Source organism: Streptomyces sp. NPDC004111, assembly GCF_042874215.1.
Classification (GTDB): domain Bacteria; phylum Actinomycetota; class Actinomycetes; order Streptomycetales; family Streptomycetaceae; genus Streptomyces.
The window spans coordinates 597,652-620,470 of the sequence record NZ_JBIAMU010000002.1 but is presented as its reverse complement, the minus strand read 5'-3'; the positions used below and the strand labels follow the sequence as shown (position 1 = coordinate 620,470).

2 protein-coding genes (1 of these 2 cut by a window edge) are annotated in these 22,819 nt (G+C 77.1%); both read left to right on the top strand.

Translation table 11 applies throughout. The features are described from left to right. Positions 1-12,491 carry the 3' portion of a type I polyketide synthase gene (locus ACFYVL_RS07055; RefSeq protein WP_389241779.1) on the top strand. Its footprint begins 5,965 nt before the window's first position, so the window shows 12,491 of its 18,456 coding nt (coding positions 5,966-18,456); its start codon lies beyond the left edge, outside the window; the stop codon is at positions 12,489-12,491. Continuing rightward, positions 12,488-22,819, top strand: coding sequence for a type I polyketide synthase (locus tag ACFYVL_RS07050; RefSeq protein WP_389241778.1), 10,332 nt, complete (start codon positions 12,488-12,490; stop codon positions 22,817-22,819). The genes ACFYVL_RS07055 and ACFYVL_RS07050 overlap by 4 nt, the downstream gene beginning before the upstream one ends.

Sequence of the window (22,819 nt, the reverse complement as noted above, 5' to 3'; positions counted from 1 at the left end):
TGCCCGCGCTGACGTCGTGGCGCGAGCGCGACCGCACCGCGGCGGCCGTGGCCGGCTGGCGGCACCGGATCCGCTGGACACCGCTCGCCGACCGGGGCTCCGCCCGTACAACGGGCCGCTGGCTGCTCGTCGTGCCCGAGGGCGACCACCCGCTGGCCGCCGACTGCGCCACCGCCCTGACCGAGCACGGCGCCGAAGTCACCCAGGTCGTGGTGCCCGCGGGCAGCGACCGCGCACGCGTCGCGGAACTGCTCGGCGCACCCGGAGCCGACACCCGCAGCGGAGTGCTGTCCCTGCTCGCGCTGGGCGGCGACCCGGTGCGCGACACCCTCGGCCTCGTACAGGCCCTGGGCGACACCGGGTGGGCGGCACCGCTGTGGTGCGCCACCTCCGGCTCCGTATCGGTCGCCGCCTGGGACCGGGTCGCGGACACCGCCGTGACGGCGGCGGGCGTCTGGGGGCTCGGCCGGGTCGTCCGGCTGGAGGCCCCGGACCGCTGGGGCGGCCTGGTCGACCTGCCCGAGACGCTCGACGGGCGCGCCCGGCGACGCCTGGCGGCCGTCCTCGCGGGCGGCGAAGCGGCGCCGTACACGGGTACGGAAGCGGGGAGCGAGCCGACCGCGGGTCCCGGCGCACGTACCCGGACCGGTGCCGAGGGCGTACGTCCCCGGACCGGTGCCGAGAACGAGTGCGCGATCCGGTCCGGCGGCACCTTCGCCGCACGCCTCGTCCCCGCCGCCGACAGCGCCCGCCGCCCCTGGCGTCCGCACGGCACGGTCCTGGTCACCGGCGGCACCGGAGCCCTCGGCGGACACGTCGCCCGGGGGCTGGCCGAGCGCGGCGCGGCCCACCTGCTGCTGGTCAGCAGGCGCGGACCGGACGCCGAATCAGCCGCCGCGCTCGTGCGCGCCGTCGAGGCCGCGGGCGCCCGCGCGACCGTCGCCGCCTGCGACGCGGGCGACCCCGCCGCGCTGGCCGCGCTGCTGGAGCGACTGCCCGGCGACGCACCGCTGACCGCCGTCGTGCACGCCGCCGGCGTCCTCGACGACGCGCCGCTGGACGCCCTCACCCCCGACCGCGTCGCCGCCGTACTGCACGCCAAGGCGGACGCGGCGCTGGCCCTGCACGAGGCCACCGAGGGGTACGACCTGGACGCGTTCGTCCTGTTCTCCTCGCTCGCCGGGACCGTCGGCAACCCCGGCCAGGGCGCCTACGCCGCCGCGAACACCGTGCTCGACGCGCTCGCCGTCCACCGCCGCTCCCTCGGCCTGCCCGCCACCGCCGTGGCATGGGGCCCCTGGGCGGGCGGCGGCATGCTGGACGCCGCCACCGCCGACCGGATGCGCCGCTCCGGCGTCACCCCGCTCGACCCCGCCCGCGCCCTCCTCGCACTCGACGCCGCTGCCTGCGGCGACGACGCGCAGGTGGTCGTCGCCGACGCCGACTGGGACCGGTTCCCGCCCGGCCCGCTGCTCGCCGAACTCGCCGCACCCGCACCGGCCGAAGCGCCCACGGCACTCACCGGCCCCGACCGCGAACGGGCCGCCCTGGACCTGGTGCGCGCGCACGTCACCGCCGTACTCGGCCACCCGGGCGCCAGTACCGTCGACCCCGACACCGCCTTCCGCGCACTGGGCTTCGACTCGCTGGCCGCCGTACAACTGCGCAACCGGCTCACCGCCGCCACCGGCGCCGCGCTCGCCGCGACCGCCGTGTTCGACCACCCGACCGCCCGCGCCCTCGCCGCCCACCTGCTCGCGCTGACGGCGGGCGGCGCCACCGAGGAGCCCTCGGCACCGGCGGACCGGGCCCCGGCCGCGGTGGCCACCACCGGCGAACCCATCGCCATCGTCGGCCTCGCCTGCCGCTTCCCCGGCGGTGTGACGACGCCCGAGGACCTGTGGCGGCTGCTCGCCGACGGCGTCGACGCCGTCGGCCCGATCCCCGCCGACCGCGGCTGGGAGCCCGCCGACGCCTACACCCGGGGCGCGTTCCTCACCGACGCCGCCGGGTTCGACGCCGACTTCTTCGGCATCTCGCCGCGCGAGGCGCTGGTGATGGACCCGCAGCAGCGGCTCGCGCTGGAGACGGCCTGGGAGGCGTTCGAAGGCGCGGGAGTGGACCCGCACACCGCGCGCGGCTCCTCCGTCGGCGTCTTCCTCGGCACCAACGGGCAGGACTACGCGGCCCTGCTCGGCGGCGCCACCGAGGCCCACGAGGGCCACATCGGCACCGGCAACTCCGCCAGCGTCCTCTCCGGCCGGGTCGCCTACGCCCTCGGCCTCCAGGGGCCCGCCGTGACCGTCGACACCGCGTGCTCGTCCTCCCTGGTCGCGCTGCACTGGGCGATCCAGTCGCTGCGCTCGGGGGAGTGCTCGATGGCGCTGGCGGGCGGGGTGACCGTGATGGCGACGCCCGGCGCGTTCGCCGAGTTCGCCCGGCAGCGCGGCCTCGCCGCCGACGGCCGCTGCAAGGCGTTCGCCGACGGGGCCGACGGCACCGGCTGGGGCGAGGGCGCGGGCGTCCTGCTCGTGGAGCGGCTGTCCGACGCGCTCCGCCTCGGACACCCGGTACGCGCGGTCGTCCGCGGCTCCGCCGTCAACTCCGACGGCGCGTCCAACGGCCTCACCGCCCCCAACGGGCCCGCCCAGCAGCGCGTCATCCGCGCCGCCCTGGACGCCGCCGGACTGCGCGCCGCGGACGTGGCCGCCGTCGAGGCGCACGGCACCGGCACCTCTCTGGGCGACCCCATCGAGGCACAGGCCCTGCTGGCGACGTACGGGCAGGGCCGCACCGAGCCCCTGCGGCTCGGCTCGGTGAAGTCCAACATCGGCCACACCCAGGCCGCCGCGGGCGTCGCCGGAGTGATCAAGATGGTCCTCGCCCTCGACAAGGGCGAACTGCCCAGGACGCTCCATGTCGACGCGCCCTCGTCGCACGTCGACTGGTCGGCGGGCGCGGTGGAACTGCTCACCGAGGCCAGGGCATGGCCCGGGACGGACGGGCCGCGCCGGGCGGGTGTGTCGTCGTTCGGCGTCAGCGGGACCAACGCCCACGTGATCATCGAGGAGGCACCCGCCCCCGCGGACCGCGCGCCGGCCCCGGACGCCGACCCGGCCGGCACGCCCCTGGCGGGCGACCCGACCGAACGGCCCGGCGGCCCCGTGCCCTGGATCGTGTCCGCGCGTACGGAGCAGGCCCTGCGCGCACAGGTCGAACGGCTGCGCGCGTACGTCGCCGCGCACCCCGACACCGACCCCGCCGACATCGGACTGAGCCTGGCCGCCGGACGGTCCGCGCTGGCGCACCGTGTCGCCGCCGTGGGGGAGAGCACCGAAGAACTGCTGGCCGCCCTCGACACGGCCGTACCGGCAGTGGCCAAGGAGGGCCGTACGGCGTTCCTGTTCACCGGTCAGGGTGCGCAGCGGGCTGGTATGGGGCTGGAGTTGGCGGCTGTGTATCCGGTGTTCGCGGAGGCTTTTGAGGGGGTGTGTGCGGAGTTTGATGTGCATCTGTCGCGTTCGTTGCGGGAGGTGATTGCGTCTGGTGAGGGTTTGGACGGGACTGTTTTTGCGCAGCCGGCGTTGTTCGCGGTGGAGGTGGCGCTGTTCCGGTTGGTGGAGTCGTGGGGTGTGCGGCCTGATCTGTTGATCGGGCACTCCATTGGTGAACTTGCTGCGGCGCATGTGGCGGGGGTGTGGTCGCTGCGGGACGCGGTGGCGGTGGTGGCCGCTCGTGGAAGGCTGATGGGGGCGTTGCCCGAGGGCGGGGCGATGGTTGCCGTCGAGGCTTCGGCGGAGGAGGTGGCGCCGACCCTGGTTGCGGGTGTGGACCTTGCCGTGGTGAACGGTCCTTCGGCGGTGGTGGTGTCGGGTGATGAGGACGCGGTGTTGGCGGTTGCGGCGCTGTGGTCGGAGAGGGGGCGCAGGACAAGGCGTTTGACGGTCAGTCACGCTTTTCATTCGCATCGGATGGAGCCGATGCTGGCGGAGTTCGCGGAGGTTCTGGGTTCGGTCGGTTTTGCCGAGCCGCGTATTGCGATCGTGTCGACGGTGGCGGGCGCGGGGGAGGTGGCCGAGCCGGGTTACTGGTTGCGGAACGTGCGGGAGGCCGTGCGGTTCTCGGATGCCGTGCGGACCGCCGCCGAGGCGGGCGCCACCGCGTTCCTCGAACTCGGACCGGACGGTGTGCTCAGCGCGCTGGTCGCGGAATCCGCCGGTGACGTGCTCGCGGTACCCGCGCAGCGGGCTGGGAGGCCCGGTGCGGCGACCGCCGTGGCCGCGCTCGCCGCCCTGCAGACCGCCGGAGCCCGGGTCGAGAGGGCCGCGTACTTCACGGGCCGGGGCACCCGCCGCGTCGACCTGCCCACGTACGCCTTCCAGCACGCCCGGTTCTGGCTCACTCCGCCCACGGCCACCCCGGAAGGACTGTCCGGCGCGGGCCTGACCGCCGTCGGGCACCCGCTGCTCGGTGCGGCGGTCGAACTGCCGGGCGCGGACGGGGCGTTGTTCACCGGCAGCCTGTCGCTCCGCACCCACCCGTGGCTGGCCGACCACACCATCCTCGGCCCGGTGCTGCTGCCGGGCACGGCGTTCCTCGACCTCGCCCTCGCGGCCGGCGCGCACGTCGGCTGCCCCCGGGTGGACGACCTCGGCCTGGAGGCCCCGCTGCCGCTGCCCGTACAGGGCGCGGTACGGCTCCAGGTCCGCGTCGAGGCCCAGGAGGCCGACGGCCGTCGCCAACTCGGCATCTACGCAAGGCCCGAGGACGACGAACACGCCTGGACCCGCCACGCGGCGGGCGTCCTCGCCCCCGCCTCCGGGCCCGCCCCCGACACCCTGGCCCAGTGGCCGCCGCCGGGTGCCGAAGCGGTCCCGGTCGGCGGACTGTACGAGGACCTGGCAGCCGTGGGCTTCGGCTACGGCCCGGTGTTCCAGGGCCTGCGCGGGGTCTGGGTGCGGGACGGCGCTGTGTACGCGGACGTGGCGCTGCCGGACGGGGGCGCGGGGAATGCCGCCGACGGCCCCGGCACGGAGTCCACGCCCACCGGCATCGGGTCCGTCGACGACTTCGGCGTGCACCCCGCACTCCTCGACGCCGCCCTGCACGCCCTGGGCTTCGGCGGACTGGTCGAGGACTGGGGGCGCGGACAGTTGCCGTTCGCCTGGACCGGTGCACAGGTGCACGCGGTGGGTGCGCGCGCACTGCGGGTGCGGCTCACCTCGGCGGGCGGCGGTATCACGCTGACCGCGGCCGACCCGGCCGGGCAGCCGGTGCTCACGGTCGAGGGCATCCGCCTGCGGCCGGTGTCCGACGGGCCCACCGCCCGACCGGCGCTGCGCCCGCACCGCGTCGAATGGACCGAGGTCACCCCCGACGCGTCCGGCGAGACCCGGGCCGACGGAGGAACGGACCCCTTCGAGTCCGACGACCTCACCGAACTGGCAGTCCCGGGTGCGACTTTGGGCGGTGACACCGTCGCCGAGACGCATGCCGCGGTCGTCGACGTACTGGCCCGCATCCGGGCCTGGCTCGCCGACGACCGGCCGGGACGGCTGGTCCTCGTCACCCGTGGAGCCGTCGCGGCGACCGCCGACGAAGCACCCGACCCGGTGGCCGGCGCGGTGTGGGGCCTGGTGCGCTCGGCCCAGTCCGAACACCCGGACCGGTTCGTCCTCGTGGACCTGGACCCGGAGGAGCCGGCCCCGGTCGATGCGGCTGCGGACGAGGCGGCCCCGGACGTCCAGCGCCGGGGCGTCGAGGCCCCGGGCGCCCAGGCCCCGGGTGTTCATGACCCCGACGGTCAGCACCAGCACGTGACCCGGTCCAGCTCCTCCCCGTCCGCCGCCCGCACCGCCCTGGTGGCGCGTGCCGTCCGTACCGGTGAGCCGCAGACCGCCGTACGCGGCGACAGGGTGCTGGCTCCCCGGCTGGTCCGTCCGCTGCCCGGGTCCGACAGTGCCCCCGGCGTGGTCCTCGACCCGGCGGGCAGCGTGCTCGTCACCGGCGGCACCGGCACCCTCGGTGCCGTCATCGCCCGCCACCTGGCCGTCGAACACGGCGTACGCCACCTCGTCCTGACGGGCCGTCGCGGTGCGGCGGCCCCGGGCGCGGCCGATCTCGTGGCGGAGCTGGCGGAACTCGGCACCACCGCCCGCGTCGTGGCCTGCGACGCCGCCGACCGGGACGCGCTGGCCGGGCTGCTCGCGGGCATCGAACCGCCGCTGACCGGCGTGGTGCACGCGGCGGGCGTCCTCGACGACGCGACCGTGGAGTCCCTCACCCCCGAACGGGTCGCCGCTGTCCTGCGGCCGAAGGCCGACGCCGCCTGGCACCTGCACGAGCTGACCGCGCACCTCGACCTGCGGGCCTTCGTCCTCCTCTCCTCGGCCGCCGGTGTGTTCGGCGCCCCGGGGCAGGGCAACTACGCCGCCGCCAACGCCTTCCTCGACGCGCTCGCCGCCCACCGCCGTGCCACCGGCCTGCCCGGCACGGCACTCGCGTACGGCCTGTGGGAGGCGCGCGGCGGCATGACCGCCGGACTCGCGGACGCCGACGTGCGCCGGGTCGGCCGGGCGGGCATGCGACCGCTCGGCGCCGAGGACGGCACCGCCCTCTTCGACGCCGCCCTGCGCGGCGGCGACGCCCTGGCGGTGGCCGCGCTCTGGGACCTGCCCGCGCTGCGGGCCGCCGCCGACCCGCTCCCGCCGATGCTGCGCGGACTCGTCGGGCAGCCCGCCCGCAGGGCCGCGAGCGCCGGAGCCGAATCCTGGGCGCAGCGGCTCGCGGGCCTGTCCGCCGCCGAACGGGAACGCGCCACCGTCGACCTCGTACGCGAACACGTCGCGGTGGTCCTGGGCCACGCGTCGGTCGCGGCCGTGGCCACCGACCGGGCATTCCTCGACCTCGGCTTCGACTCGCTGACCGCGGTGGAACTGCGCAACCGGCTCGGCACCGCACTCGGGCTGCGCCTCGGCACCACCGCCGTGTTCGACTACCCGACCCCGGCCGCGCTCGCCGCGCACCTGCGGGAACGGCTGCTCGGCGCCGCCCCGGCCGCCCCCGCGCCTGCCGCCGCCCAGGCGGCCCCGGCCGACGAGCCGATCGCGATCGTCGGGATGGCCTGCCGCTACCCCGGCGGCATCGCCTCGCCCGACGAACTGTGGGACCTGGTGGCCGCGGGCGGCGACGCGGTGTCCGGCTTCCCCGCCGACCGGGGCTGGGACCTGGCGACCCTGTTCGCCGACGACCCCGACCGGCCCGGCAGCAGCCACACCCGCGAGGGCGGATTCCTGCACGACGCGGGCGAGTTCGACGCCGGCTTCTTCGGCATCTCGCCGCGCGAGGCCCTCGCCATGGACCCGCAGCAGCGGCTGCTCCTCGAAACGTCCTGGGAGGCCGTGGAGAGGGCGGGCATCGACCCCACCTCGCTGCGCGGCAGCCGCACCGGTGTCTACGCGGGAGTGATGTACCACGACTACGTCGCCGCCGTGGACACCCTGCCCGAGGGGGTCGAGGGCTACCTCGGCACCGGCAACTCCGGCAGCGTCGCCTCCGGCCGGGTCGCCTACACACTGGGCCTGGAGGGCCCGGCCGTCACCGTCGACACCGCGTGCTCCTCGTCGCTGGTCGCCCTGCACTGGGCGATCCGCTCGCTGCGCTCCGGCGAGAGCGACCTCGCGCTCGCGGGCGGCGTCACCGTGATGGCCACCCCCGGCGTGTTCGTCGACTTCTCCCGGCAGCGCGGCCTGGCCGCCGACGGCCGCTGCAAGTCCTACTCCACCGGCGCCGACGGCACCGGCTGGGCCGAGGGCGCGGGCATGCTGCTCGTCGAACGGCTCTCCGACGCCCGCCGCAACGGGCACCCCGTGCTGGCCGTCGTCCGCGGCTCCGCCATCAACCAGGACGGCGCCTCCAACGGGCTCACCGCCCCCAACGGCCCCTCCCAGCAGCGCGTCATCCGCAGCGCCCTGGCCGACGCCGGACTCGGCACCGCGGACGTGGACGCCGTCGAGGGCCACGGCACCGGCACCTCGCTGGGCGACCCCATCGAGGCCGAGGCGCTGCTCGCCACGTACGGCAGCGGGCGCGAGCGGGCGCTGTGGCTGGGCTCCGTGAAGTCCAACCTCGGCCACACCCAGGCCGCGGCGGGCGTGGCCGGTGTCATCAAGATGGTGCAGGCCATGCGGCACGGCGTGCTGCCCAGGACGCTGCACGTGGACGAGCCCTCCACGCACGTCGACTGGTCGGCGGGCGCGGTCGAACTGCTCACCGAGGCCAGGCCGTGGCCCGAGACGAACGGGCCGCGCCGGGCCGGGGTCTCCTCGTTCGGCCTCAGCGGCACCAACGCCCACGTGGTGCTGGAACAGGGCGAGCCGCGTCCGGCGGAGAGCGAACACGCACCGGACGCCGCACCGGCAGCCGCTCGGGCCGCCACCGAAGGGACCGTGCCCGCACCCGTACCCGTGCCGCTGTCCGCGCGGACCGAACCGGGACTGCGGCTCCAGGCCGAGCGGCTGGCCGCCGCCCTGGCCGCCGACCCCTCGCTCACCCCCGCCGACATCGCGTACTCCGCCGTCACCGGACGGGCCCGCCTCGACCACGGCGCCACCGTCGTCGCGGCCGGCCGCGACGAACTCCTCGCGGGAATCGCCTCGTTGGGCGCGACCACCGCGCCGGGCGCCGGCCGCACCGCGTTCCTGCTCACCGGGCAGGGCGCCCAGCGGGCCGGCAGCGGCGAGGAACTGGCCGCCGCCCACCCGGTGTTCGCCGCCGCGTACGCCGAGGTGTGCGCCGCCTTCGACACCGTGCTGGAGCGGCCCCTGCGGGACGTCGTACGCTCCGGCGACGGGCTCGACGACACCGCGTACGCGCAACCCGCGCTGTTCGCACTGGAAGTGGCCCTCGCCCGGCTGCTCGCCTCCTGGGGCGTCACCCCCGACCTCCTCCTCGGCCACTCGGTCGGCGAGCTGGCCGCCGCGCACCTCGCGGGCGTGTGGTCGCTGGCCGACGCGGTCACCGTCGTCGCCGCCCGCGGCCGGCTGATGGCCGCACTGCCGACGACCGGCGCGATGGCCGCGATCGAGGCCCCCGAGGCCGAGGTCGCCGCCGCACTCGTCGAGGGCGCGGTGATCGCCGCGGTCAACGGGCCCGAATCGGTCGTCGTGTCCGGCGACGAGACAGCGGTGCTGGCCACCGCCGGACACTGGGCCGACCAGGGCCGCCGCACCCGCCGGCTGCGGGTGAGCCACGCGTTCCACTCGCCGCTGATGGAACCGATGCTGGCCGACTTCGCCCAAGTGCTCGCGGACGTCGCGTTCCACCGCCCGTCCGTACCCGTGGTGTCCACGGTGACCGGGGCCCCCGCCGGGGACGAGTTCGCCACCCCCGCGTACTGGGTGCGGCACGTACGGGACGCGGTGCGCTTCGCCGACGGTGTGCGCGCCCTCGGCGAGGCCGGCGCGGACACCGCGGTCGAACTCGGCCCCGACGCCGTGCTCACCGCGATGGCTGCCCCGCTGCTGCCCGCCGACGCGGTCGCCGTACCCGTGCTGCGGGCCGGGCGGCCCGAGGCGCACGCGGTGGCCGGGGCGCTCGGCACCCTGCACCACCGGGGCGCCGCCGTGGACTGGGCGGCGTTCTTCGCCGGAACCGGTGCCCGGCGTGTGGAACTGCCCACCACCGCCTTCCAGCACACCCGCTACTGGCTGGAGTCCGCCCCGCGCCGGGGCGACCTCTCGGCCGCCGGACTCGCCGACGCGGGCCACCCGCTGCTGGGAGCCGTCCTGGAGTCGCCGCAGGGCCTCACCCTCACCGGCCGCCTCGGCACCACCAGCCACCCGTGGCTCGCCGACCACACCGTGCTCGGCAGCGTCCTGCTCCCCGGCACCGGCTTCGTCGAACTGGCCGCCGCGGCGGGCACCCGGGCGGGCCTGCCCGTCGTACGCGAACTCACCCTCGCGGCGCCCCTCGTACTGCCCGCCGATGGCTCCGTGAACCTCAGGGTCCACGTCGGGGAACCCGCCGACGGCGAGCGCCCAATCACCGTGTCCGGCCGCGCCGACGGCACCGAGGAGTGGACCGGGTACGCGACCGGCGTACTGGCCGCGAGCGGTGCCACCGCCCCGCCGCGGACCGTCGAAGCGCCGCGGACCTGGCCCCCGTACGGTGCCGAACCGGTGCCGCACACGGGCGGCTACGACGAACTGGCCGCCGCCGGATTCGGCTACGGTCCGGCCTTCCGGGGCCTGCGCGCGCTGTGGCGGCGCGAGGCGGGCGCGGCGGCCGGCACGGGCGGGGACACGGGCCAGGACGGCGGCGCCGAGGTGTTCGCCGAGGTCGAGCTGCCCCCGGTGGCCGACCCGGCCGGTTTCGCCCTGCACCCGGCGCTGCTGGACGCCGCCCTGCATGCCATCGGCGCCGCCCGGCTGCGCGCCCCCGGCGTGCCGTTCGCCTGGAGCGACGTCACCGTGCACGCCACGGGCGCCCGGACGCTGCGGGTCAGGCTCGCCCCCGTCGGCGCCGACGAGGTGTCGCTGCACGCCTGGGACGACACCGGAGCCCCGGCCGCCACCGTCGGGGCGCTGCGCCTGCGCCCGCTCGGCCCCGACGACCTGCGCGCCGCGCCCGGCACGGCCGACGCGCTGTTCGACCTCGACTGGGTACCCGCCACCGCCACCGGCACCACCACCGGCCGATGGGCGGTGCTCGGCACCGAGGAGCACGCGCTCACCGAAGCGCTGCGCCCCTTCGCCGAGGTCACCACGCATCCGGCGGCGTCCGCCGTGCCCGCGGGGACGGACCTGCTGATCGCACCGCTGCCCGCCAAGAGCACTGCGGACGTGCCGTCGGCCGTGCGCGACGTACTGCGCGAAACCCTGGAACTGGCGCAGACGTGGCTGGCGGGCGACGCCCCCGCGCACGCCCGGCTCGTCGTCCTCACCAGGGGAGCGGTCGCGCTCGACGGCGAGCGGCCCGACCTGCCGGGCGCCGCCGCCTGGGGGCTGCTGCGCGCGGCACAGTCCGAGCACCCCGAACGGATCGTGCTGGCCGACACCGACGACGCCCCCGCGTCGCTCGCGGCCCTGCCCGCCGCCCTCGCGACCGGCGAACCGCAGCTCGTGATCCGCTCCGGAGCGGTACGCGTCGCCCGGCTCGTCCGGTCCGCACCGGCCGCCGAAGCCCCCGTACCGCTGGGCGGCGACGGCACGGTGCTGGTGACCGGTGCCACCGGCGCCCTGGGCGCACTGGTGGCCCGCCACCTGGTGGCCGAACACGGCGTCCGCAGGCTGCTGCTGGCCAGCCGCTCGGGCCGGCACCCCGAACTGGCGGCGGAACTCGCCGCTGCCGGGGCGGCCGTCGACTTCGCCGCCTGCGACGTCGGCGACCGGGACGCCCTGGCCGCGCTGCTGGCCGGGGTGTCGCCCGCCCACCCGGTGACCGCCGTCGTGCACGCCGCGGGCACGCTCGACGACGGCGTGCTGGAGGCGCTCACCCCCGACCGGCTGGACACCGTACTGCGGCCCAAGGCGGACGCCGCGTGGCATCTGCACGAACTGACCGCGGACCTGGACGCGTTCGTCCTGTTCTCCTCGGCCGCGGGCCTGCTCGGCGGACCCGGCCAGGGCAACTACGCCGCCGCCAACGCCTTCCTCGACGCCCTCGCCGCACTGCGGCGGGCCGAGGGGCTGCCCGCGGTGTCGCTCGCCTGGGGGCCGTGGGCCGAGGGCATGGCACAGGGCACCGACACCCGCAGGGCGGGCCGGGCCGGACTGCTGCCGCTCGACGCCGCACAGGGCCTGGCCCTGTTCGACGCCGCACGCGGCGGGGCACCCGCCGTGCTCGCCGCACGCCTCGACCTGCCCGGACTGCGGGCCAGGGCGGCGGACCTGCCGCCCGTGCTGCGCACCCTGGTCCCCGCGCCCGCCAGGCCGGTGACCGCGGGGGAACTCCCGCTGACGGCACGGCTCGCCGCACTGCCGCCCGCCGAACGCGAACGGGCCGCACTGGACGCCGTACTGCGGCACACCGCCGACGTGCTCGGGCACCCCGGCACCGACGGCGTCGACCCCGGCCGCGGCTTCCAGCAGCTCGGCTTCGACTCGCTGATGGCCGTCGAGCTGCGCAACCGGCTCGGGGCCGCCGTCGGGCTGCGGCTGCCCGCCACGACGATCTTCGACCATCCGACGCCCACCGCGCTCGCCGCGCACCTCACGGCCGGGCTCGCCCCGGGCCGGGTCACCGTGACCTCGCTGCGCACCAGTACCCTCGCCGAACTGGAGGGTGCCTCGGCCGAGTTGGCCGCCGACCCGGAGCTGCGCGACGGGCTGCGGACCAGGCTGCGCGCACTGCTGCGGACGCTGGAGGACGACGGGCGAGCCGACGCGCGGGGCGAGGACGGGGCCGGGGAGGCGGACGACGGCGACCTGGGCGCCACCAGCCTCGCCGAACTGCTCGACCTCGCCGACCAGGAGCTTGAGGACCTTTCATGAACGACCACCACCGCACCGGGGTACGAGGAGCACAGGCGTTGTCCAACGAACAGAGCGCGGGACAGTCGGGCCGGACCGGTCGGGCGGGCGCGGCGAACGTGCCGGGGCAGGCGGGTCCGTCGGGCCAGGCGGACCAGAAGGTCATGGAGACGCTGAAGCGGCTCACCACCGACCTGCGCCGCACCAAGCAGCGCCTGCGCGAGGCCGAGGACCGCGGGCACGAGCCGATCGCGATCGTCGGCATGGCCTGCCGCTACCCCGGCGGCACCACCACCCCCGAAGAGCTGTGGCAACTCGTCGCCGAGGGCCGCGACGCGGTGTCCGCGTTCCCCGACGACCGGGGCTGGGACCTCGGGGCGCTGTTCGCCGACGACCCCGACCGGCCGGGCAGCTCGCACGCCCGCGAGGGCGGCTTCGTGCACGACGCGGGCGAGTTCGACGCCGGCTTCTTCGGCATCTCGCCCCGCGAGGCACTGGCCATGGACCCGCAGCAGCGGCTGCTCCTGGAAACGGCGTGGGAGGCGATCGAACGGGCCGGCATCGACCCCGCGTCGCTGCGCGGCAGCCGCACCGGGGTCTACGCCGGAGTGATGTACCACGACTACGGCACCGGCGCGGACCCGCTGCCCGAGGGAGTCGAGGGCTACCTCGGCCTCGGCACCGCCGGCAGCATCGCCTCCGGCCGCGTCGCCTACGCACTGGGCCTGGAGGGCCCCGCCGTCACCCTCGACACCGCCTGCTCCTCGTCCCTGGTGGCGCTGCACTCCGCGATGCGGGCGCTGCGCGCGGGGGAGTGCTCGCTGGCCCTGGCGGGCGGCGCGACCGTACTGTCCACCCCCGCCGTGTTCGTCGACTTCTCCCGGCAGCGCGGCCTCGCCGCCGACGGCCGCTGCAAGTCGTACTCCGCCGCGGCCGACGGCGTGGGCTGGGCCGAGGGCGCGGGCATGCTGCTGGTCGAGCGGCTGTCCGACGCCCAGCGGCTCCATCACCCCGTACTCGCCGTGCTGCGCGGCTCCGCCGTCAACCAGGACGGCGCCAGCAGCAGCCTCACCGCCCCCAACGGGCCCGCCCAGCAGCGGGTCATCCGCCAGGCCCTGGCCGACGCCCGGCTGGACGCCGCCGAGGTCGACCTCGTCGAGGGCCACGGCACCGGCACCGCCCTCGGCGACCCCATCGAGGCCCAGGCCCTGCTGGCGACGTACGGGCAGGACCGCACCGAACCGCTGCGGCTCGGCTCGGTGAAGTCCAACATCGGCCACACCCAGGCCGCCGCCGGAGTCGCCGGGATCATCAAGACCGTCATGGCGCTGCGGCACGCCGTGCAGCCCGGCACCGTCCACCTCGACGAACTGTCCCCGCAGGTCGACTGGGCCTCGGGCGCCGTCGAACCGCTGCGCGAGGCCCGCCCGTGGCCCGACGCGGGCCGCCCGCGCCGGGCGGCGGTGTCCTCCTTCGGCATCAGCGGCACCAACGCCCACATCGTCCTGGAACAGGCGCCCGAGGCCCCCGCCGAGAGGCAGCCCGCCCCCGCCGAGACGCAGTCCGTTGTCGCCGCCAGCGAGGCCGCCGCCCCGGCCGACAGTGGGTCCGCCGCCCCCGCCGCGACGCCCGCCGCCGTTCCCGTCGTCCTGTCCGGCGCCACCGGGCCCGCACTGCGCGCCCAGGCCCGGCGGCTCGCCGCACACCTCGCGCGCCACCCCGCCCTCGACCCCGTCGACGTCGCCCACAGCGCCGCCACCGGGCGCACCGCCCTGGCCGCGCGCGCCGTCGTCGTCGCCGACGACCGCGCCGCCCTGCTCGACGGGCTCGCCGCGCTCGCCGAACAGCGGCCCGCCCCCGCCGTCGTCACCGGCACCGCCGAACTGGACGTCCGGCGCACCGTGTTCGTCTTCCCCGGCCAGGGTGCCCAGTGGGCGGGCATGGCGGTGCCGCTCATCGAGTCCTCGCCCGTCTTCGCCGCCCGGTGGGCCGCCTGCGCACGGGCCCTCGCCCCGTGGACGGACTGGTCCCTCGACGAGGCGGTCCGCTCCCCGCGGGCGCTGGAGCGCGTGGACGTCGTACAGCCCGTCCTGTGGGCCGTGATGGTCAGCCTCGCCGAACTGTGGCGCGCCGCCGGAGTGCGGCCCGACGCCGTGATCGGCCACTCGCAGGGCGAGATCGCCGCCGCCTGCGTCGCCGGAGCCCTGTCCACCGAGGACGCCGCGAAGATCGTCGCGCTGCGCGCCAAGGCACTCCTCGCGCTCGCCGGACGCGGCGGCATGCTCTCCGTACCGCTGCCCGAGAGCGAGGTGCGGGCCGGGCTCGACCGGTGGCCGGGCCTGGGCGTCGCCGCCGTCAACGGCCCCTCGGCGGTGGTCGTCTCGGGCGAGGTGTCCGCCCTGGACGCCGCCCAGGCCGCCTGGGAGGCCGAAGGCGTACGGGTGCGCCGGGTGCCCGTCGACTACGCCTCCCACTCGCCGCAGGTCGAGGAGATACGCGACCGGCTCGCCGCCGACCTGGCGGGCATCGCCCCGCGCCCCACCGACATCGCCTTCCTCTCCACCCTCACCGGCGACCCCCTCGACACCACCGGCCTCGACGCCGACTACTGGTACCGCAACCTGCGCGAACCCGTCCGCTTCGACGACGCCACCGCGCACGCCCTGCGCTCCGGCCACCGGGTCTTCGTCGAGGTCGGCCCGCACCCGGTGCTCACCGTCGGCGTCCAGCAGAGCGCCGACGCCCTCGCCGTGCCCGTCGCCGCCATCGGCACGCTCCGCCGCGACCAGGGAGACCTGCGCCGGTTCCGCACCGCGCTCGCCGAGGCCGCCGTGCACGGCGTCGCCGTGGACTGGGCGGCCGAACTCGCTCCGTACCGGCCGCGCCGCGTCGACCTGCCCACCTACGCCTTCCAGCGCGAACGGTTCTGGCTCACCCCGCAGCGCAGGGCCGCCGTAGCCGCCGCGTCGGGCAGCGACCCCTGGGACGCCGCGTTCTGGGACGACGTCGAGCGCGCCGACCTCGACGCGCTGTCCCGGGCCCTGGGCGTCGGCACCGACGACCCGCTCAGCACCGTCGTCCCCGCGCTCTCCCGCTGGCGCCGCACCCGGCGCGACCGGTCCACCGCCGACACCTGGCGGTACGAAGTCCAGTGGGAGCGCGCCGTCGTCCCCGACGACGCCCCCCTCACCGGTACGTGGCTGCTGGTCGTCCCCGAGGCACACCACGGCCCGCTGCCCGCCGACTGCGCCCGGGTGCTCGCCGCCAAGGGCGCCGAGGTCAGCACCCTCGTACTCGCCGACGGCGACACCGACCGCACCGCGCTCGCCGCTCGGCTGGCCGGCCTGCGGCCGGCCGGTGTGCTCTCGCTGCTCGCCCTCAACGACGCACCGCACCCCGACCACCCCGCCCTGCCCGCCGGACTGGCCCTGACCGTGGCCCTCGTCCAGGCACTCGGCGACGCCGGGGCGCACGCCCCGCTCTGGTGCGCCACCCACGGCGCCGTCGCCGTCGGCCCCGCCGACCGCGTGCACGCGCCCGCCCAGGCACAGACCTGGGGCCTGGGCCGGGTCGTCGCCCTCGAACACCCCGACCGCTGGGGCGGCCTCCTCGACCTGCCCGCCGCACTCGACGACCGCACCGCGGGCCGGCTCGCCGCCGTCCTCGCGGGCGACGCCGCCGACGAGGACCAGATCGCCCTGCGCGACACCGGACTCTCGGTACGCCGCCTCGTCCGCGCACCGCTCGGCACCGCACCCGCCCCGCGGCAGTGGCGGCCCACCGGCACCGTCCTGCTCACCGGCGGCACCGGCGCGCTCGGCCCGCACCTGGTGCGCTGGCTGGCCGGCCGGGGCGCCGCCCGGGTGGTGCTGCCCAGCAGGCGCGGCCCCGACTCCCCGGTCGCGGCCGAACTCACCGAGGCCCTGGCCGGGTCCGCGACCGCACTGGACTTCCCCCGGTGCGACGTCGCCGACCGCGACCAGCTCGCCGCCCTCGTCGACGCCCTGGCCGCCGCCGGCACCCCGGTGCGCACCGTCCTGCACGCCGCGACCGCCCTCGAACTGCACCCGCTCGCGGACACCCCGGTGGGCGAGTTCGCCGACCAGGTGTCCGCCAAGGTGCTCGGCGCCCGCCACCTCGACGAACTCTTCGCGGACACCGACCTCGACGCGTTCGTCCTGTTCTCCTCCATCGCCGGGGTCTGGGGCAGCGGCGAACACGCCCCGTACGCCGCCGCCAACGCCCACCTAGACGCGCTCGCCGAGCACCGCCGCGCCCGCGGTCTGAGCGCCACCTCGGTCGCCTGGGGCATCTGGGCCGCCGTCAACGCCTGGGACGGCATCCGCGAGGGCGTCGACCCGGAGCGGGTGCGCCGGCAGGGCCTGCCCTTCCTCGACCCCGAACCCGCCGTCGCCGCCCTCGGCGAGGTCCTCGACCACGACGAGACCACCATCACCCTCGCCGACGTCGACTGGGCGCGCTTCGTGCCGGTGTTCTGCTCGGCCCGCCCCCGGCCCCTCCTCGAAGGGGTGCCCGAGGCCGCCGCCGTACTGCGCGCCGCCGCCGTCGGGACCGGGTCCGCCTCCGCACTGCGCGAGCGGCTCGCCGCGCTGCCCGAGGCCGAACGCGTCCGGGCCGCCACCGAACTCGTCCGCGAGCACGCCGCGGCCGTCCTCGGCCACGGCTCGGCCTCGGCACTCCCCGCCGACCGGGCGTTCCGCGACGTCGGCTTCGACTCGCTCACCGCCGTCGAACTGCGCAACCGGCTCGGCGCGGCCACCGGCCTCGCCCTGCCCGCGACCCTGGTGTTCGACCACCCCTCGCCCGCCGCGCTCGCCGCGCACCTGCTCGCCGAGGCGTTCGGCACCGCCACCGCGAGCGCCGACGCCGTCGCCACCCGCGCCGACGACGGCGACCCCATCGCCATCGTCGGCCTCAGCTGCCGGTACGCGGGCGGCGTCGGCTCGCCCGACGACCTGTGGCGACTGGTCGCCGCGGGTGCCGACGCGATCGGCGAACTGCCCACCGACCGGGGCTGGGACCTCGACTCGCTCTACGACGCCGACCCGGACGCCCGGGGCCGCAGCCATGTGCGGCACGGCGGATTCCTCCCCGGCTCCGCCGAGTTCGACGCCGCGTTCTTCGGGATCTCCCCGCTGGAGGCCCGCGCCACCGACCCGCAGCAGCGGCTCCTCCTCGAAGCGGCCTGGGAGGCATTCGAGCACGCAGGAATCGACCCTTCCAGCCTGCGCGGCACCCGCACCGGGGTCTTCGCGGGCGCCAACGTCGGCGACTACGCCTCCAGCCGGGGACCCGGCGCGGGCGGCTCCGACGGCCAGCTCCTCACCGGCAACGTGCCCAGCGTGGTGTCCGGCCGGATCGCCTACACCCTCGGCCTGGAGGGCCCGGCCGTCACCGTCGACACCGCGTGCTCCTCCTCCCTGGTCGCCCTCCACCTCGCCTGCCGGTCGCTGCGCGACGGCGAGAGCGACCTCGCCCTGGCCGGCGGCGTCGCCCTGATGTCCAGCCCGGCGGCGCTGATCGGCTTCTCCGCCCAGCGCGGCCTGTCCGGCGACGGCCGCTGCAAGGCGTTCGCCGACGCCGCCGACGGCACCGGACTGGCCGAGGGCGTCGGCCTGGTACTGGTCGAGCGGCTGTCCCGGGCCCGCGCCCGCGGCCACCGCGTCCTGGCCCTGGTGCGCGGCTCCGCGATCAACCAGGACGGCGCCTCCAACGGACTGACCGCCCCCAGCGGCCCCGCCCAGCAGCGCGTCATCACCGCCGCACTGGGCGACGCCGGACTGCGCCCCCGCGACGTGGACGCCGTCGAGGCGCACGGCACCGGCACCCGGCTCGGCGACCCCATCGAGGCCCAGGCCCTGCTGGCGACGTACGGGCAGGACCGTACCGAACCGCTGCGGCTCGGCTCGGTGAAGTCCAACGTCGGCCACGCCCAGGCCGCCTCCGGCGCCGCCGGAGTGATCAAGATGGTGCAGGCGATCCGGCACGGCGTCCTGCCCAGGACGCTGCACGTGGACGCCCCCACCGGCCAGGTCGACTGGACGGCCGGCGCCGTCTCGCTGCTCACCGAGCACGAGAAGTGGCCCGAGGTGGACCGGCCCCGCCGCGCGGGCATCTCCTCCTTCGGCCTGTCCGGCACCAACGCCCACGTGATCATCGAACAGGCCCCGCCGGAGGAGACACCCGCACCGGAGACCCCGGCAACGGCCGCGCCCGGGGGAGCGGCGGGGGCCGCGCACGCCGCAGCGGCGGCAACCGGGGAGACGCCCACGGAAGACGTTTCCACGGGCGAAGCACCCGCCCGGGACGCACTCGCCGCGGCAGCACCCGCCGCCCCCGCGGCCGACGCCCCGGTCCCCGCACCGGTCGTCGCCTGGCCCGTTCACGGACGGACCGGGGCCGCCCTGCGCGCCCAGGCGGCCCGGCTGCGCGACCACCTCACGGACACCCCCGAAGCCACCCCCGCCGACGTCGGCCGGTCGCTGGCCTTTGGCCGCGCCACCTTCGACCACCGGGCCGTCGTGATCGGCAGCGACCGGGCGGCGCTGCTGCGCGGCCTCGACGCCGTCGCCGCCGGCACCGCCGACCCCGCCGTCACCCAGGGCGCCGTCACGGGCACCGACCGGGTCGCGTTCGTCTTCCCCGGCCACGGCGCCCAGTGGCCCGGCATGGCCAAGGAACTCCTGGAGGAGTTCCCGGTGTTCCGGCGCAGCGCCGAGGAGTGCGCCGACGCCTTCGCCGAGTTCGTCGACTGGTCCCTGCTCGACGTGCTCCGCGACGCCGAGGACGCACCGCCGCTGCACCGGGTGGACGTGGTGCAGCCCGCCCTGTTCACCGTGATGGTGTCGCTGGCCGCGCTGTGGCGCGCGCACGGCGTGCACCCCTCGGCGGTCGTCGGGCACAGCCAGGGCGAGGTCGCCGCCGCCTACGTGGCGGGCGCCCTGGACCTGCGCGACGCGGCCCGGATCGTCGCCACCCGCGGCAAGGCGTGGCTCACCCTGGCCGGCACCGGCGGCATGGCCTCCGTGGCACTGCCCAAGGCGGAGGCCGCCCGGCGGCTGGAGCCCTGGGGCCACCGGCTGGCCGTCGCCGCCGTCAACGACCCCCGCTCGGTCACCGTCGCGGGCGACCTCGACGCCCTGGAGGAACTGCTCACCGGCCTGGAGACCGAGGGCGTACGGGTGCGCAGGGTCCGCCAGATCGTCGGCGCCGGCCACACCGCGCACGTCGACGCGCTGCGCGACCACCTGCTCGACGCCCTCGCCCCCACCGCGCCCCGCTCGTCGGCCGTCCCGTTCTACTCCACGGTGACCGGCGGCCTCCTCGACACCGCGCGGCTCGACGCCCGGTACTGGTACGACAACGCCCGCAACACCGTGGAGTTCGAACAGGCCGTGCGCGCCATGGCCGCACAGGACCACGGCCCCTTCCTGGAGGTCAGCGGGCACCCGATGTTCACCGTCGCGCTCCAGCAGACCCTGGAGGACGCGGGCAGCGGGGCCGTCGCGCTCGGCACCCTGCGCCGCGAGGAAGGCGGCCGGGACCGCTTCCTGCGCGCCGCCGCCGAGGCACACGCGGCGGGCGCCACCGTCGACTGGCGGCCGGTCTTCGAGGGCACCGGGGCCCGTACGGTCGAACTCCCCACGTACGCCTTCCAGCGCGTGCGGCACTGGCTGGAGCCCTCCGCGGGCACCGGAGACGTGACGGCGGCGGGCCTGGCCCCGGCCGCCCACCCGCTGCTCGGCGCCGAACTGGAGCTGGCGGGCGGCGGCCTCGTCCTCACCGGCAGGCTCTCCGCCGCCGCTCAGCCCTGGCTGCCCGGCGACGTCCCCGCGGCGGTCCTCGTCGACCTGCTGCTGGCCGCCGCCGACCGGGCGGACTGCGCGGGCATCGGTGAACTCACCGTGCACCGGCCGCTGTCGCTGACCGACGGCGGCGTCGGCGTGCAGGTGCGGATCGGTGAACCCGACGCCGAGGGCACCCGCACCGCCGGCGTGCACACCCGCACCGACGACGCCTGGCAGTGCCACGCCGAAGGCACCCTCGTCGCCCGCGCCGCGCCCGGCACCGCACTCGCCCAGTGGCCGCCGGCCGACGCCCAACCCCTGGACGGCCTCTATGACGGCCTCGAAGCCGCGGGGACGGCCCCCGCCCCCGGCTGGCAGGCGGTGCACACCGCCTGGCGGCGCGGCGACGACCTGTTCGCCGAGGCGGCCCTGGACACCGGGGACGCCGAACGGGCCGACGGGTTTGCCCTGCACCCGGTGCTGCTCGACGCCGCCCTGCACGCCGTCCTCGACGGCACCCGCATCCCCACCGCCTTCTCGGGCGTACGCCTCCACGCGAGCGGTGCCCGCGCGGTACGGGTGCGCGCCGAGCGGACCGGACCGGACACGGTGGCGCTCACCCTCGCCGACCCGGCGGGCGACCCGGTGCTCACCGCCGACCGGGTCCGGCTCGGCCCGCGGCCGGCCGGCGCCGGCCGGGGAAGGATCGGCCGCGACGCCCTGTTCCGGATGGACTGGGTGCCCGTCGAAGTGCCCGCCACCGGCCGGGGCGGCGGCAGTTGGGCGGTGCTCGGCGCCGACCCGCTGGACGCCGCCGCCCAGCTGCGCGCGCTCGGCCGCACCGTGCACGGCGCGGCCGGCCCGGCCGAACTCGCCCAGGTGCCCGCCGCCGCACTGCTCACCGCGGTCGGCGGCCCCGGCGACGTACCCGCCGAAACGCACGACGCCGTGCACACCGCGCTGGCGGCCGTCCGGGCCTGGCTGGCCGACGACCGGTTCGCCGACGTCCCCCTCGTGGTCCTCACCCGGGGGGCGGCGGCCGAGGCGGGCGACGACCTCGCGGGCGCCGCCGTCTGGGGACTGCTGCGCTCGGCCCAGTCGGAGCACCCCGACCGGTTCGTACTCGCCGACACCGACGCACACCCCGACTCCTGGCGGGCGCTGCCCGACGCGGTGAGCGCGGGAGAACCCCAGCTCGCGCTGCGCGCGGGAACGGCACTGGCCCCCCGGCTGGCCCGGCTCGCCGCACCGGACGCCACGGACCCGCGGGCCGCCGCGCCCTGGCACCCGGACGGCACCGTCCTGGTCACCGGCGCCTCCGGCGATCTCGGCGCCCTGGTGGCCCGCCACCTGGTCACCGAACACGGCGTACGGCACCTCGTCCTGGCCTCCCGGCGCGGCGGCACCGCACCCGGCGCCGCCGAACTGGGCGCGGAACTCGCCGGACACGGCGCCCGGGTCAGCCACGCGGCGTGCGACGTCGCCGACCGCAAGGCACTGGCGGAACTCCTCGCGGCGATCCCCGACGCCCACCCGCTGACCGCCGTCGTGCACAGCGCCTCGGTCCTCGACGACGGCGTCATCGACTCCCTCACCCCTGAGCGCGTGGACACCGTGCTGCGCCCGAAGGCCGACGCCGCCTGGCACCTGCACGAGCTGACCCGGCACCTCGACCTGCGTGCCTTCGTGCTGTTCTCCTCCATGGCCGGCACCCTCGGCGGCCTCGGCCAGGCCAACTACGCGGCCGGCAACGCCTTCCTCGACGCCCTGGCCAGGCACCGCAGGGCGCACGGCCTGGCCGCCACCTCGGTGGCCTGGGGCTGGTGGGCCGAGCGCGCCGCCAAGAGCGGCCACCCGGCGGCCGGGGAGGAGCCCGCCGCCATCAACGGCATGGTGCCGCTGACCGAGGAGCGCGGGCTCGCCCTGTTCGACGCGGCCTGCCGGGGCGGCGAACCGTACGTCGCGGCCAGCGCCCTGGACCTGCGCGCCCTGCGTGCCGCCGCCGACGAACTGCCCCCGATGCTGCGCGCCCTGTCCCGGGCGCCCGCCCGCCGCGCCGCCGCCGGTACGGGGGCCGAGACCGCGCCCGACCTGGGCCGCGAGCTCGCCGGCCGCCCGCGCGCCGCGCAGGAGGCGCTGCTCCTCGACCTGGTCCGCGCCGAGGCCGCACTGGTGCTCAGCCACCCGAGCGGCGACGACGTACAGACCCACCACCGCTTCCTGGAGCAGGGCTTCGACTCGCTGGCCGCGCTCAAGCTGCGCAACCGGCTCGGCGCGGCCACCGGACTGCGGCTGCCCCCCACCCTGGTGTTCGACCACCCGACCCCGGCGGAGCTGGCCAGGCACCTGCTGGGCGAGCTGGCCCCGGCCGAACCGGAGGGGCGCGAGGAGTTCGCCGACGAGGACGCGGCGACCGCCGTCATGGTGCTGGAGGAGCTCGCCCAGCTCGACGCCGCCATCACGCAGTTGCCCGCCGACGGACCCGAAAGGGCCCGTATCGGCACGCTGTTGGAAGGGCTTATGAACAGGTGGGGCCACTGA